Annotated in this window: 13 protein-coding genes; 10 read left to right on the forward strand and 3 right to left on the reverse strand. The window is 43.9% G+C overall.

The features are described 5' to 3' along the window. The first annotated feature begins 243 nt into the window (after window positions 1–243). Both D0T66_RS15465 and D0T66_RS15470 read left to right on the forward strand, forming a co-directional pair. Window positions 244–1,557, forward strand: a complete 1,314-nt coding sequence (locus D0T66_RS15465) for a pitrilysin family protein (protein ID WP_163358205.1) — start codon at window positions 244–246, stop codon at window positions 1,555–1,557. 36 nt (window positions 1,558–1,593) lie between these two features. After that, window positions 1,594–3,636, forward strand: coding sequence for a pitrilysin family protein (locus D0T66_RS15470; protein WP_163358206.1), 2,043 nt, complete (start codon window positions 1,594–1,596; stop codon window positions 3,634–3,636). 79 nt (window positions 3,637–3,715) lie between these two features. Here the strand turns inward: D0T66_RS15470 and D0T66_RS15475 are convergent, their stop codons facing one another. Both D0T66_RS15475 and D0T66_RS15480 read right to left on the reverse strand, forming a co-directional pair. After that, a complete protein-coding gene (locus D0T66_RS15475) occupies window positions 3,716–3,904 on the reverse strand; it encodes a TM2 domain-containing protein (protein WP_163358207.1) in 189 nt (62 codons plus the stop codon). 131 nt (window positions 3,905–4,035) lie between these two features. Next, window positions 4,036–4,725, reverse strand: coding sequence for a hypothetical protein (locus D0T66_RS15480; protein WP_163358208.1), 690 nt, complete (start codon window positions 4,723–4,725; stop codon window positions 4,036–4,038). Between the two features lie 259 nt (window positions 4,726–4,984). Between D0T66_RS15480 and D0T66_RS15485 the strand changes: the two genes are divergently transcribed. From D0T66_RS15485 to D0T66_RS15520, 8 genes are all read left to right on the forward strand, one after another. Then, window positions 4,985–6,094: an isochorismate synthase gene (locus tag D0T66_RS15485; RefSeq protein WP_163358209.1), complete on the forward strand. Its 1,110-nt coding sequence runs from the start codon at window positions 4,985–4,987 to the stop codon at window positions 6,092–6,094. Between the two features lie 32 nt (window positions 6,095–6,126). Next, the gene (gene menD / locus D0T66_RS15490) at window positions 6,127–7,728 is read left to right on the forward strand and encodes a 2-succinyl-5-enolpyruvyl-6-hydroxy-3-cyclohexene-1-carboxylic-acid synthase (protein WP_163358210.1); all 1,602 of its coding nucleotides are present in this window, start codon (window positions 6,127–6,129) and stop codon (window positions 7,726–7,728) included. 14 nt (window positions 7,729–7,742) lie between these two features. Beyond that, window positions 7,743–8,567 (forward strand): 1,4-dihydroxy-2-naphthoyl-CoA synthase, encoded by an 825-nt coding sequence (menB, locus tag D0T66_RS15495; RefSeq protein ID WP_163358211.1) that lies wholly within the window; start codon window positions 7,743–7,745, stop codon window positions 8,565–8,567. A gap of 90 nt (window positions 8,568–8,657) precedes the next feature. Beyond that, window positions 8,658–9,335: a hypothetical protein gene (locus tag D0T66_RS15500; RefSeq protein ID WP_163358212.1), complete on the forward strand. Its 678-nt coding sequence runs from the start codon at window positions 8,658–8,660 to the stop codon at window positions 9,333–9,335. A gap of 17 nt (window positions 9,336–9,352) precedes the next feature. Further along, window positions 9,353–11,161 carry a long-chain fatty acid--CoA ligase gene (locus D0T66_RS15505; RefSeq protein WP_163358213.1) on the forward strand — a complete coding sequence of 603 codons (1,809 nt, stop codon included), beginning with the start codon at window positions 9,353–9,355 and terminating at the stop codon, window positions 11,159–11,161. Between the two features lie 19 nt (window positions 11,162–11,180). Then, complete coding sequence (hemW, locus tag D0T66_RS15510; protein WP_163358214.1) at window positions 11,181–12,311, forward strand: radical SAM family heme chaperone HemW; 1,131 nt, start codon at window positions 11,181–11,183, stop codon at window positions 12,309–12,311. Window positions 12,312–12,364: 53 nt separating this feature from the next. Next, window positions 12,365–12,991: an inorganic pyrophosphatase gene (locus D0T66_RS15515; protein WP_163358228.1), complete on the forward strand. Its 627-nt coding sequence runs from the start codon at window positions 12,365–12,367 to the stop codon at window positions 12,989–12,991. Next, the gene (locus D0T66_RS15520; protein ID WP_255489846.1) at window positions 12,954–13,850 is read left to right on the forward strand and encodes a metallophosphoesterase; all 897 of its coding nucleotides are present in this window, start codon (window positions 12,954–12,956) and stop codon (window positions 13,848–13,850) included. The genes D0T66_RS15515 and D0T66_RS15520 overlap by 38 nt, the downstream gene beginning before the upstream one ends. Here the strand turns inward: D0T66_RS15520 and D0T66_RS15525 are convergent. After that, on the reverse strand, window positions 13,847–15,742 hold the full coding sequence (locus D0T66_RS15525; RefSeq protein WP_163358215.1) for a DUF3857 domain-containing protein: 1,896 nt from the start codon (window positions 15,740–15,742) through the stop codon (window positions 13,847–13,849). The two genes, D0T66_RS15520 and D0T66_RS15525, sit on opposite strands and share 4 nt — an antisense overlap. Window positions 15,743–15,753 lie beyond the last annotated feature (11 nt).

The raw sequence follows: 15,753 nt of genomic DNA on the forward strand, positions 1-15,753 counted from the left end.
CTGCAAATATACAAAATTTTCTCAAAAAATCATCTTAATAGAGTTTTTTTTACATTTTTACGTCTAAATACATAGACATATTTGTATCTTTGGGATGATTATTTTGGATGTATAGCCGAAACGAAATTGTAAAAAATGCTATATCTTCTGTAAATATTTTTACTTTTGTGTGATGTTTTCTATTTTTTGACGACTCATATAGTAAATATAAACTCACAAATCAATTAATAACTAATTACAAGTATGAAGAAAACAATTATTGCACTAAGTCTGTTTTTCGCAACTGCTGCAACAGTATCTGCTCAGCATATCGAATTCGAAGAATACGACTTGGACAACGGTTTGCATGTAATATTGCAGCAAGACAATTCGGCACCGGTGGTGACTACCGGAGTGATGTATCATGTAGGGTCGAAAGACGAAAATCCCGACAGAACAGGGTTCGCTCACTTCTTCGAGCATTTGCTGTTCGAAGGGACTGAAAATATCGGACGCGGCGAGTGGTTCAAAATGGTATCGGCCAACGGAGGGCAAAACAATGCCAACACTTCGGCCGACCGTACCTATTATTACGAAACATTCCCTTCCAACAACCTGCAATTAGCGTTGTGGATGGAATCGGAGCGTATGCTTCACCCGGTTATCAACCAGATAGGTGTAGACACTCAAAACGAAGTGGTGAAGGAAGAGAAACGCCTCAGCTACGACAACCGCCCATACGGACAATTGCTGAAAGTGGTTTCTGAAAACCTGTTCGAGAAACATCCTTACCGCTGGACGACTATCGGTTCGATGGAACATCTGGATGCTGCAACGCTCGAAGAGTTCCAACAATTCTTTAAGAAATATTATGTTCCTAACAATGCCGTATTGGTTGTGGCCGGAGACTTCGACAAGGCACAAGCTAAAAAATGGATTAACGATTATTTCGCGTCTATCCCTAAAGGGGCGCCTGTTGTAAAATCGAAATATACCGAAACTCCTATAACCAAGACTAAAGAAGTTACGTTCGAAGATGCTAACATACAGCTTCCTGCGCTACTCGCATCATACCGCACGCCATCGATGAAGGAGCGCGATGCCTATGTATTGGATATGATTTCGACAATCCTGTCGAACGGTAAATCGTCACGTTTGTACCAACGCATGGTAGACAGAGAGAAAATAGCTTTGGAAGTTGCGGCTATTCCTATTTCATTCGAAGATTATGGTATGTACATCGTTCTGGCTATCCCTATGCAGGGCAAAACAACAAAAGATTTGCTTGTCAGCATAGATGATGAAATCAATCGCATGCAAACAGAGTTGATTTCGGAAGAAGAATACACCAAACTTCAAAATAAGCTCGAAAACAGATTTGTGAACGAGAATGCCAATACCGAAGGGGTTGCTCACAACTTAGTTACATATAGCCTACTCTACAAGGATGTAAACCTTATCAATAAAAAAATCGATATCTATCGTTCTATTACACGAGAAGAAATACGTGATGTCGCTAAAAAATATTTAGGCAAAAATCAGCAGGTAATAATCGACTATGTCCCTGCAAGCAAATAAATTGGCATATCATAAACGACTAATTAACGAAAGAATATGAAAAAAATATTATATATAGTAATAGCCATGTTTCTGTCAATTGCTGCTTCGGCGCAGGTGGACAGAACAGTACAACCTAAGCCGGGAGCCGATCCTAAAATAAACTTAGGCAAACCTCAACAATTTACGCTCCCTAACGGATTAACCGTTTTGGTGGTAGAGAACCATAAATTGCCACGTGTATCGTTCACGCTGACACTCGACAACCCACCTTCATTAGAAGGCGAAATCAAAGGGGTAGACGACCTGACGAGCAGCATGATGGGAAATGGTACAAGCAAGATAAGCAAAGACGAATTCAACAAGAAAATTGATTTCTACGGTGCTTATGCCAGCTTCAATGTATATGGCGTCAGCGCTACAACGCTTTCCCGTTATTTCCCTGATGTATTGGCGCTGGCTGCGCAAGGAGCGTTAGATCCGTTATTTACGCAGGATGAATTGGATAGCGAAAAGGCTAAATTGATCAATGGGCTGAAAACTCAGGAGAAAAGTGCTCAGGCTATCGCACGCCAAGTACGCCGCACACTCCTCTATGGACAAGCTCACCCTAAAGGAGAGCCATTGAAGGAAGAAAGCATCAATAAAGTTACATTAGCCGACGTCAAAAAATGCTACAAAGACTACTTCGTTCCCGAAAATGCTTATTTAGTAATCGTTGGGGATGTTAAGTTTGCCGATGTAAAAAAATTGGTTACAGCGAATTTCTCTTCGTGGAAAAAAGCCCCTGCTCCTAAAAGCAGCTATAGCGAGCCTGTAAACCTGAAGGCAAGCGAAATCAACATTGTCGACGTACCGAATGCCGTACAGAGCGAAATATCCGTTAACAACCTTATATCGCTCAAAATGACCGATCCCGATTATTTTGCTGCGCTATTGGCTAATCATATCCTCGGTGGCGGTGGCGAAGGCCGTTTGTTCCTCAATCTGCGCGAAGCGCACGGATGGACATACGGTTCGTACTCGGGCATACAGGGAGACAAATATATGAGCGATTTCACGGCGCAGGCATCTGTCCGCAATGCTGTTACCGACAGTGCTGTGGTAGAAATCCTGAACGAAGTGAAAAAAATCCGTACTGAATTGCCTACTCAACAAGAATTGGATCTTGCAAAGGCTAAATATATCGGCAGCTTTGTTATGAATGCCGAGAAGCCTCAGACAATCGCAAGCTTCGCTTTGAGAATCAAAACGCAAAAATTACCGGATAATTTCTATCAGGATTATATCAAGAAAGTGAATGCTGTTACCCTTGAGGAAGTACAGGCTGCTGCTAAAAAGCATATGTCGTTCGACAATACACGTATCGTTATCGTAGGGAAAGCTACAGAGATAACCCCGGCACTCGAAAGATTGAATATTCCAATCAAATACTTCGACAAATTCGGTAATCCGGCTGCAAAGCCTGAGGTAAAAACCGTATCGGGCGATGTAAGTGCCCAATCGGTATTGCAAAAATATATCGACGCTGTGGGCGGGGCTGCTGCCATGAATAATGTGAAAACGGTATCTCTTTCGATGAAAGCCACTATACAGGGGCAAACCATCTCTATAAATGGAAAGCAAACTGCCGACGGAAAATCATTGCAAGAAATGAGTGCAATGGGTATGACAATGATGAAAAGCGTTTGCGACGGCAAGACTGGATATATCATCGTACAAGGCCAGAAACAGGAATTGGCAGGCGATGAACTCGAAAACATGAAAAAACCGATTTTCCCTGAGCTTTCTCAACTCAACTCTGATAAAGCGCAATTAGCAGGAATCGAAAACATCAACGGAGCAGATGCTTACAAAGTTATGGATGGCAACTCTACTTCTTTCTACGATGTGAAGAGCGGTTTGAAAATAGCCGAAGAAACAACAAGAGAGGCGAATGGCCGACAGATGACTACGCGCACATACCTCAACGATTACAAAGAAGTGAACGGTGTTAAATTCCCATTCAAGCACACAACTAACATGATGGGCATGGATGTGGAAATGACAACCGACTATCTGAAAGTAAACGAAGATGTAAGCGACGCTGATTTCAAATAATCGGAGATAAGAATACATACAAAAAGGGTTATCCTGCATAGGATAACCCTTTTTGTTTCTAATCTAAAATTTGATATAATTAATCCTTTTTTAAAGGCGTTCCATCTGCCATCGTCATTTTGTCAGTTGCAATATTGATGATATCCAAGATACTCCAGATACCACAACCGCCTAAAGTAACCGGCATCAACCACCAGTTGGAGTATCCCATCATATAACGGTGGATACCTAACCCTCCCAAGAAAATAGCAATAATTAGCATTGTCATCTTTGATTGTGGCTTAACATTTTTGGGTGTAAGTTTCTCCGAGACTTCATTCACCTTTCCTTCTGTACCATTTTCGCTCATAGTTTCATTTTTTTTAGTAATTGTTATTATCAAAAATCGATTTTCAGTTTTTATCCCCCCGATAAGGCCGACCAGCGATAGTTACCCGGCTTTCTGACCAATACAATATCAGCATTATCATGCTCTTGCATTATCATCGCAAATTCGATGGTGTATTCGGTTACTTTTTTCCTCCTCATCCTTTTGCCCGAGCCGGTTGTTACGGTTTTCGTCTTAGCTGTAACGAATTTGTTTGACTTAATAATATCATTCGATATTACAGGCTCGAGGCCGAGTGTAAAAACAATCTTGCTATCACACTCATCATTAAAGAGCTGGACTCTTTTCACCTGCTTATAGGTATAATTTTCGGGAATCATGGCTTTACATTTCTCAAGTTGAGTAAGGTAATCTATCTTATCAGACAGGCTTTCGTATTTGCATTGATAGCCTTTATAATAATGCTTTGTTGTATCTCGCGTCACAGAAGGATCTGTAAATAATGAAAATTCGTATTTTACAACTATCTTCTTTCTTTCCACAGTATCCAAAAGTTCGACAGCAAGGTGAGATACCCGGTTAGGCACAGACAGATAGTTTGCTGATAAAGCAACCGAGTGAAGCAATTTGCCATCGGCAACATCAGCAATATACCCCCGAATATTTTCGATTCCTTCTTCATCGGTTATGTCAAGGTTTTCCACAATATCACAACCGCCCAGAAAAAGCACTAAAAACGAAAACAAAATTACCTTCCTCATTTAATCATCCGTACAGAATTCTAAAACCGTACCTGAGTCCAAAAGTAATATTAATAAAAAGCCGATATTCAAATAAGAGACCAAACGCGCTATTCCGTAGACCAAACAGGTTGTTTTGGTGGACATAGTAATATTATGAGGTATATTCAATAAATTCCGGTATCGATAAAAGTTGAACGATAGAGGTGACAATTAGTAACCTTAGATTATGCACTTCTCTTTATTTTGACTAATTTTGCTTAACTTAAAAACCGTAGGAATGGAAAATAATCAACCTTTTGATTATCATATATTAGACCGGCTAATTGCTGCCCAAACGAATTTTGCCGTTTACCGGCTGCCGGGGAGCGATGTCCTCAATTTGATTTTGCAACAATCCGGGGATTGCAGCCTGCTGGATAATATGGGTGAACTGACCGAAGCTACCGGCTTTGTGCTGATGCCTTTCAATATTACGGCATCCACCCCGTTGGCGGTCATTCGCCCCGATATAAAATTGGCAGGTGAGACGGATATCTTTAGCTTCCTCGATAATTCTATCAAAAACCTGGAAGTATCGGGCAATAACCTTTCGGGAGACGAAATACCGTCGGACAATAATACATTTGAAATATATACAGAAAACTACCTGAAATTTCACGACTCGATTTGTAAAGGCGAATTTCAGAAATTAGTCCTTTCCCGTTCGGTCAATTACAATAGGAACGAAAACTTTTCTATCGGAGTTACCTTCCGTAAAGCCCTTGCCAAATACCCCAATGCCTTCGTTTATTTAGCATATACTCCGGCAACAGGCACATGGTTCGGATGCACACCCGAACTCCTGCTATCGGAACATGGAGACGAAGGGCACACGGTCGCTCTGGCAGGCACAATGCCTTTTGTAGAAGGTGAAATAGAATGGGACACGAAAAATCACGACGAACAGCAAGTCGTTGTCAACTATGTGAAGCATCAGCTTCAATCGTTGGGGATTGATTTCGTCAATAGCAGCACCGACACGATAAATGCCGGTAATGTAGTCCACCTGAAAACAGATTTCACTTTCAAGAACAATGGAAACTATATAGGCGACATACTGGCAGCTTTGCACCCCACCCCTGCGGTATGCGGGTTTCCGAAAGCCGAAGCGATGGACTTCATCGAGCATAACGAATCCTATAAACGCGAGTATTATTCCGGCTTTATCGGCCCTTTGAATATAGAAGGGCAAAGCAATATATACGTCAATCTGCGCTGTGCGAAAATATCTCCCCGCTACCTGGCACTCTATGCCGGAGGCGGTATCATCGAATCGTCGGATAGGGTAACCGAATGGCTCGAAACGGAAAGTAAATTGCAAACAATCCTTTCATTAATAAACGATTAATGTTCCCTGCAAAGAAAAATATATTACAAACAGTGGCTTTGCTGAAAGCATACGGGATAAAGCAGGTTGTTTTATCTCCCGGCTCGCGCAATGCCCCGTTGATACAGGCGTTTACGCAAGAGCCTTTTTTCGATTGCCATTTGATAGTCGACGAACGGAATGCGGCTTTTTATGCCTTAGGCATTATCCAGTGCAAGCAAGAGCCCGTCGTTATCTGCTGCACCTCGGGAACGGCTGCGTTGGACTACGCTCCTGCCGTAGCAGAAGCCTATTATCAGCAATTGCCGCTTATCGTATTATCGGCGGACAGAGCAGCGGAATGGATAGACCAGATGGACGGGCAAACCATCCGTCAAGCAGACGTTTACCGGAACTATATACAGCAATCCGTCAACCTGCCCGAAGGGAAAGACAGCAGCGAAGAATGGCATTGCAACCGATTGGTCAACGAAGCCCTGATTGCCTGCATAGCCCACAGTGCGCCGGTGCATATCAATATTCCGTTGAGCGAGCCATTGTTCGACTATTCGGTAGGGAAATTGCCCGAAGTAAGGAAAATCAATTATAGCAAGCCGACGAAAGAGGTTGATATTCAGCCTTTCGCTGATATATGGAATACTGCCACGAAAAAGATGATTGTGATAGGACAATTATTGCCCGACGCTGAAATACGAGAAATATTAAAAGTCTTAGCCGAAAAATGTGGCTGTGTTATCCTATCGGAGCATTTAGCGAATTGCAACGAGGCGGAATTTATACATAACTTCGATACCATTTTGCGAGAACCCGATGCCGAATTGGCACCCGAATTGCTGATAACTTTCAGCGGGCATATGGTATCCAAAAGGCTCAAAAAATTCATCCGCGAACATAAACCGGCACATCACTGGCACCTCGCAAAGGGCGAAAAGGTGATGGATTTATATCAATCCCTGACCGACTTGATAGAGACAGACGCCAAAGCTTTTCTGTCGGAACTTCCTATCGGAAAGAGCGGAGCGAATAACACATATAAAGAACACTGGAATACTCTTTCGCAAAGTATGCGTGCGGATTTTAGCGACATTCCTTTCTCGGACATATATGCTTGCGGGAAGCTGATAAACCAACTTCCGAACGGGGTTAAATTGCTATTGGCAAACAGTTCGCCGTTGAGAAATATACAATATTTCGACCTCGACCCTTCGGTTGAGATTTATTGCAACCGCGGGACAAACGGTATAGAAGGTTCGCTGCCGACAGCTATCGGATTTGCATCCGTTTGCAAGCAGACGGTCTACTATATCACGGGTGATTTAAGTTTCTTTTGTGCGGTCAATGCCCTTTGGAATATCACCCACATCAAAAACCTGCGGATACTCCTGTTGAATAATCAGGGGGGCAATATTTTTCATGGCATTTCGGGACTGAATAAGTCGGCATCGCTACCCAATTACGTGGCTGCCGCACACGATACGACTGCCCGGAAATGGGTGGAAGCTGCGAGATTCAACTATCTGCATGCTTCCAACAAAGAGGAACTGGATAAACACCTCTCCTCCTTTATGGATGAAACAACGCAAGCATCCATCGTACTGGAGGTATCGACCGATATAGCAGTCAATCAATCCATTATCAACGAATATAAACTATAAACAATTATAATATCATGGCTACAAAAAGAGAATGGCAAACCATCAAAGAATATGAAGATATCCTTTTCGACTATTTCGAAGGAATCGCACGTATAACAATCAATCGCCCACAGGTGCGCAACGCTTTCCGTCCCAAGACAACGATGGAGATAAGTAATGCGCTGACTATCTGCCGCGAAAACAATGACATTTATGCGGTAGTCCTTACCGGAGCAGGCGACAAAGCCTTCTGTTCGGGCGGCGACCAGAATGTAAAAGGAAAAGGCGGTTATATCGGCGAGGATGGTGTGCCACGCCTCAATGTGCTGGACGTGCAAAAGCAAATACGCTCGCTTCCTAAGCCTGTTATCGCCATGGTGAACGGCTATGCTATCGGCGGCGGACACGTATTGCACGTCGTTTGCGACCTCTCCATTGCCTCGGACAATGCCATTTTCGGGCAAACAGGCCCTCGCGTAGGCAGCTTCGATGCCGGATTTGGTTCGTCATACCTTGCCCGCGTAGTGGGACAGAAAAAAGCCCGTGAAATATGGTTCCTTTGCCGCCAGTACTCGGCGCAAGAGGCGTTGGATATGGGACTGGTGAATACCGTCGTTCCGTTCGACCAGTTAGAGGACGAAACCGTTAAATGGGCACACGAGATGATGCAACTTAGCCCGATGGCCTTGCGCATGATAAAGATGGGATTGAATGCCGAATTGGACGGACAGGCCGGTATACAAGAGCTGGCAGGAAACGCCACCTTGTTGTATTACCTGACCGATGAAGCACAGGAAGGAAAGCATGCTTTTCTCGAAAAAAGAAAACCGGACTTCAAGAAGTTTCCTAAATTCCCTTAAAATGCCTATATTTGAGAAAGTTGACGAGTAAACAAGTAAACGAGTCGACAAGCGGAAGTAATTCTACGAATATTCAAGGTATTTTCTTCGATGAAAAAGATAGGAATCATTATAAGTATTTTCGCACTAATTGCAATCGGCTGCAAACAAACGGCAGGAGAGCAGGAAAAAGTGGAAAATAGTACGATGGAAATTCAGGATACGGTCATAACCAAACAAAATAGTATCCTGACCGAACCGTCGTCTTATACCAAATCATATTCCTATTATTGGATTACAGGAAAAGATACATTGGATTTCAGGCTTAATGCCCGCCAACTGAAAGAAGGCAGCTTGTATATAAGTATTTCTCATAACAAGCCGATGTCTTTTGCCGACGCGCTGAAAAAGACAGAAGAATGCCTTCCGCTGCTCCAAGAAGATTTTGATGTGTCAGAAATCACATCCATCAACTTCCGGGCGCCTATTTTCTATTTAGATTTGGCAAAAAGATTATCGGACGAATACAAGCAGCTATTTGAACGAGAGAACATACCTTATGAAAAATTAAACGATTTTCTATTACAATCGAGCATGACCTCGCAGCTCAATGATTTTCTCAGTCCGTTAGATAAAGAGGTAAAATATTATGGGCTCGAAAAGGCCTTTATAATAGACAAGAAGGATTATAAACTGTATTTGCCTGATGTAGATTTTGCAGCATATCCCGAATTTACATTTAATGCTCATACTGGAATATCCGTTAGTCTGGAAAATAAAAATCGGTAAAAAACAAAAGCAATATTATGAGTTACTACCACTTAGCTATTCTACCCCACCGGCAAGCGCAACGATACGGCAAGCGTACAGCCCTCAAATACAGGGACGAAGCCGACAAGAAATGGAAAAACATCTCGTGGAGAAAATTTTCCGACACCATCATGCGCACGGCTTGGGCTATGGCTGAGTTGGGTGTGCAGGAGACCGACCGCATAGGTATTTATTCGCAAAACACGCCCGAATACCTGATGACCGATTTCGCCTCCTTTGCCAACCGCTGCATTCCCGTTTCCATCTATGCGACAGCTTCTCCCGAACAGGTCGAATACATCGTCAACGATGCGCAGATACATGTGCTTTTTGTCGGCGACCAGTTTCAATATAACAATGCCTTCAAGGTGCAACAGCAATCGGATGTGTTGAAACACCTGATTATATACAACCCCGATGTCATCATACATCCGACGGATAAATCGTCGATATTTTATCAGGATTTTATTGCCGTGGGCGAAAATTCGCATGCCGAAGTATTGGTGAAGGTACGGATGAAAAACCGCAAAGAGTCGGATATTGCCTGCATCATCTACACATCGGGTACGACGGGCGAACCGAAAGGGGTTGTGCTCCCCCACTCTTCCTACAGAAAGGTATTCGAAATACACGATATACGCCTGACGATGGTATCGGACAAAGACCTGTCGATGAATTTCCTGCCGCTTGCTCATGTTTTCGAAAAGGCTTGGTCTTACTATGCCCTGCATGTGGGGATGACGATAGCCGTAAACAAAGATGCCAAAGAGATACAGAAATCCATCAAACAGGTGAAACCGACTATCATGTGTAGCGTACCCCGTTTCTGGGAGAAAGTGTATGCCGGAGTGCAGGAAAAGATAGAAGAATCGAAAGGCTTCATGCGGTGGCTGTACACCGATGCGATAAAAGTCGGCCGCAAATACAGGCTCGAATATTACAACGAAGGGAAGATGGCTCCTTTCGGCACAAAGCTAAAATATATACTATATAACAATACCATATTCCGCGCCGTTAAGACGGTTATCGGCATACAGAAGGGAAACATGTTTCCTTGTGCGGGTGCTCCGCTTTCGGACAATATCAACGAGTTCCTGCAATCGCTGAATATCCCTATCGTTATCGGTTACGGGCTGACGGAAACAAATGCAACGGTCAGCTTCTACCCACCGAAACATTTCACTATCAATTCGGTAGGAACTATTATGCCCGACCTCGAGGTGAGAATAGATCCGGCTAACAACGAAATATTAGTGAAAGGGGAAACCGTTATGCGCGAATATTACAATAAGCCGGAAGAAACAGCCAAAGTTTTCACCGAAGACGGCTTCTTCCGTACAGGCGACGCCGGAAAGCTCGAAGGCTCTACCCTATCGCTCACCGAGCGTATCAAAGACCTGTTTAAAACCGCAAACGGGAAATATATCGCTCCTCAGGCCATCGAAATGGTTGTGGGAGAAGATAAATTTATCGATACGGTTGTTGTCATAGCCGACCAGCGGAAGTTTGTCAGTGCGCTCATTGTTCCCGACTATCCCGCTTTGGAAACCTATGCCAAAGAACATGGAATAGCATACGGCAACATCGAAGAGCTTGTGAACAACATCGAGATATTGCGTATGATGGACGGACGGATAGAGATGAGGCAGGTCAAGTTTGCCCCATTCGAAAAGATTAAGCGCTACAAACTACTCTCCGAACCATTCACGATGGATGGCGGGGAGTTGACTAATACACTCAAGGTCAAACGGAAGTTTATCAACGAAAAGTACAAAGACTTAATCGATTCGATGTACGTAGATTAACTTCAGCCTCCTTTTTGATATGGCCGGACTATATATTCATGTACCCTTTTGCAAAACGAGGTGTCATTATTGCGATTTCTTTACGGGAACGGATAATACGCTGAAAGAAAAATATATAGTCGCTCTTTGTGCTGAAATGGCTTTGAGGAGGGAATACCTCTCCGGCGAAGCCTTGAAAACAATCTATTTCGGAGGAGGAACGCCTTCGCAACTGACAAGCGAAGATTTCGAACAGGTTTTCGATGCTATAAACCGATATTTCAGCATAGCACCCGACACCGAAATAACGATGGAAGCCAATCCCGACGACCTCAGCGAGGAATATCTGAAAGACTTGAGGAAACTTCCCTTCAACCGGTTGAGTATCGGCATACAGAGCTTCAACGACAAAGAACTGCAATTCCTCAACCGCCGCCATTCGGCACAGAAAGCGATTGACGCCGTCCACCTCGCCAAAGAATACGGTTTCGGGAATATAAGCATCGATTTGATGTATGGTTTGCCCAATCAAACCTTAGCTATCTGGGAGGAAAATCTGCATAAAGCCATTGAATTGGGTGTACAGCATATCTCGGCTTATCACCTGATATACGAAGAAGGTACGCCGCTGTATAAGCAGTTGGCGGAAAAGAAGATAACACCTACCGAAGAGGATACCAGCCTGAGCATGTTTTCGTTGATGATAGATAAACTGAAAGAAGCAGGATTTGTACATTACGAGATATCGAACTTCGCACGAGAAGGGTATATCTCGCAACACAACAGCTCGTACTGGACAGGCGAAAAATATCTGGGACTGGGGCCTGCCGCCCATTCGTACGATGGCGAAAACAGGGCATGGAATATAGCCTCGCTTCCGTTATACGTCGCGGGGATAGAAAAGGGATCGCCGGATAGCGAAGTAGAGGTGCTGGATGCCCACGCCCGCTACAACGATTTTATCCTGACAGGGTTGCGTACCATGTGGGGCGTAAATTTAGAAAGGCTCAAAGAGCTATTTGGTGATAAAATGCTCGATTATTGCTTACAATATGCTGATAAGCATATCCGCTCGGATAAGGCGGTAATAGTCGGGAATCACCTTGTATTAACACGCGAAGGCATCTTCATCTCCGATAATATCATGAGCGATTTGATGTATATTTCATAACAATTTGCTATATTTGCACGAATAGATATTTTGATATAGACTTAGAAAATATGATGAGAAAATCCAAAGCACACCCATGGCATGGAATTTCAATAGGAAACAACTTTCCCGAAATTGTAAATGCCTTCATCGAAATTGTACCGACTGATACTGTGAAATACGAAGTGGACAAAGAAACCGGCTACTTATGTATCGACCGCCCACAACGTTTTTCGAACATTGTACCTGCGCTATATGGCTTCGTTCCGCGCACCTATTGCGGTAGCCATCTGGCTGAACTGACCAATAAACAGCTGAAAAGAATAGACATCGAAGGTGATGGCGACCCGATAGATATCTGTGTCCTCACCGAAAAAGATATTACGCATGGCGACGTTATCGTGAAGGCGCGATTGATAGGCGGACTGCGATTGCTCGACCAGAACAAGGCGGATGATAAGTTGATCGCCGTACTTGAAGGGGATGCTATCTATGACACATACAGGGATATCAAGGATGTTCCGCATATGGTTATAGACCGCCTGCGGCACTACTTCACGACTTACAAGGATCTGCCTACCGATAAGGAGCCTCGTTGTGTCTTGCTGCATATCTATAATGCGGCAACTGCCCGGGATGTCGTAGCGCGTGCGGCTAAAGATTATGAAGAATATGTCGCAGAACTGCAAGTTGCTGAATAAAAACCGTAAACAACGATACAAAAAGAGAATAATCATTGCTGTGGTTATTCTCCTTTTGCTTATGGGCGGATGTGTGGGGTATGCCTTTTATGAAGCCAAGAATATTAAAATATCCACCTACACCTTCCGCCACCAAGATATTCCCGAGGCATTCGACGGTAAGAAACTGGTATTTATCTCCGATATACATTGCGACCAGTATTTTACGCGCGAGGATGTGCGTTCGTTGGCAGCAAGGATAGACGGGCTGAATCCCGATATTGTTTTGCTGGGTGGCGACTATGTCAGCAAATCGGTATTTATAGATTCGCTGTTCAGCGAAATATCCAAACAACCGCACGGAAAAGTATACGCCGTTCTGGGAAATCACGACCATTGGACTGTCCCTGCCAAAATAAGGAAAGGCTTGGAAGAACGGAATATCCTTTTGTGCGACAACCGATCTTATTGGTTTCGTGCCGGAAACGACAGCATAAAAATCGGCGGTGTAGGCGATTGGTGGAGCGATGAACAACTTATCGAAAATACGACACAAGATGTCGACGAGAGCGATTTCTGCATACTTCTCTCTCATCAGCCCGATTATATAGACCAGATAGAAACAGACAAGGTAGATCTGATGCTATCCGGCCACACACATGGCGGACAAGTCACCTTCTTCGGGTTATGGGCTCCCGTGATGCCGGGAAGGACGAGAAAAGACTTAGTCACCAACAAACAGGAATACCGCTATGGCTGGGTAGAAAAGGGCAATATCAGCTTATACGTCACCACCGGCGTAGGAGCAGGCGGTTATCCTATACGCTTCTTTGCCCAACCCGAAATTGTGGAAATCATCTTGAAGAAAGAGGCTCGCTAATTCTTCTTTATCACCATTTTCCTTTTCAGTGCCGTATCGATTTGCGAAAAGAATCCTTTGATTTCCTGATACGAGGATTTATCATACTGCCCCGGAAGCAATTCTATATGTTGGGTATATATCACCTTATTACCATCTATCGAAGTCTTCGTATCGAAAGAACCGAACTGGGTTTTCAAGGAAATATCTTTCGGCAGCGACTCGGGCGTCATACCTTCGGGTAAAGTATATATAATCGTATCCTTATCCACAAATCCACTCTGCACATAAATATCCCTGTTGCGTTCCGATGCGCTGAAAATCTTGTAATTCCCTCTGTTCAGAGGTGAAACAGTCACGAAAATTCTATTCCCTGTCTTATTCACCACATCCGAGGCATCGAATGCCGTTTTCAGCGTAGCTACCGGCTTCTCGGATTTATGGTACGAGATATCTATATTGCCCAGCTGCATATTCGCCATTTTCAGGTAGGCTGTTACGTAGGAGGTTTGTTCTTTCCTTTCTGCTCCTATCAAATCAGCAAGCCTTACAGCATGATCCAAGTGTTCTGTTATTTCTATATTGCCGGACAAAGAATAATCTTCTTTCAATTCTACCTGCATGTTGATAGCCTGAAGCCTGTCAGCATTCGGGTACACCGGCAAACGGCATACTTTTCCACCTTCGGGAGTCATGACAAGGGCATCGTGACCGGCTATTTGCCGATGAACAAAGCCGAAAGGTTCTTTTGCACTCGTACATTCGAGCCAAATGCTGTCATTCTTCAACGGAACTAACAGGACAACGTGGTTCATTTGCCCGAAACTTGGATAATCCTCGTACAAGTAAGAACGTTCATTACCTAAGTATATAGAAGCGTAATGCGACGGAATATTCGCGGCTTTCAGCATGGCCATCATCAGGTTGGTCAAGCCCTTGCAATCGCCGAAGCCTGTTTTAGCAACCTTCGATGCTTCTATCGGCTGCCAGCCGCCAATACCCAGCTGTATGCTGACATAGCGCGTATTCTGCTGGAGGTATTCATACAAAGCTTTTACTTTCTCCCTGTCCGAAGATAAGCCTTCTGTTAGCTCTCTTACTTTCTGCTGCCAATTGTCGGGCAATACATCGCGCCCTTTCAGCAGTTGATTCTGCCAGCTACCCATCCCTTTCCAGTCGGACATATCGCCACAATAGGAGTCGAAACAGAAAGCGGCAGGTGCAAACAGAGCATACGGCAGGATATCTTCATCGGGCGGAGACATTACTTCATACGCAAGGGCTGCTTTACCATTAAATGTAGTTGAATAAATTATACCCTTCTCCGCTTCCCTCTTTTGCAAATCGAGGTCGTAATTGGCTTTCGTACGAAGTTTGAGATCGGCAGGCAATTCTATTTCGTAGACGGCATTTTCTACCGACTGGCGATAGCGATCCTGCGGAATAAAAGGAGGATATGATACGATGCCATTTTTAAATTTTGCTTCGTATTCATATTCTATCGTAAAAGGATAGCTGGGCGATTGGCATTCGTAATAGAGTGCAAAGTCGTCGGAAGCTAACGATTGAGAGTCGAAACTCGAATGTTTCAGGTCTCCCCGTTTTATTTTCTTGATTATGTTACCCTCTGCATCCCTCAACGTCCCCGAGAATTTGAGCAACTCGCGAAAACGGTCGCATGTGATATTGAAATGAGCGCGCCTGTCACCCTGCTTATTCAGAATTGTCAATACCCTCTTTAACTTGTAAGTCCCGGTATTCGCATTCGTCTGCACAAATGATAAGGAATAATCCCTCACTACGGAAACAGCGTTCACTTTCAGGCTATCGGGTATATCCCCAGCTGCGTACTTTCGCTGGGAAAAAACCAACGAAGGCACACAGATGATAAGCAACAGCAGATATTTCTTCATAAGAACAAGGA

Source organism: Dysgonomonas sp. 25, assembly GCF_010501075.1.
Lineage (GTDB): Bacteria > Bacteroidota > Bacteroidia > Bacteroidales > Dysgonomonadaceae > Dysgonomonas.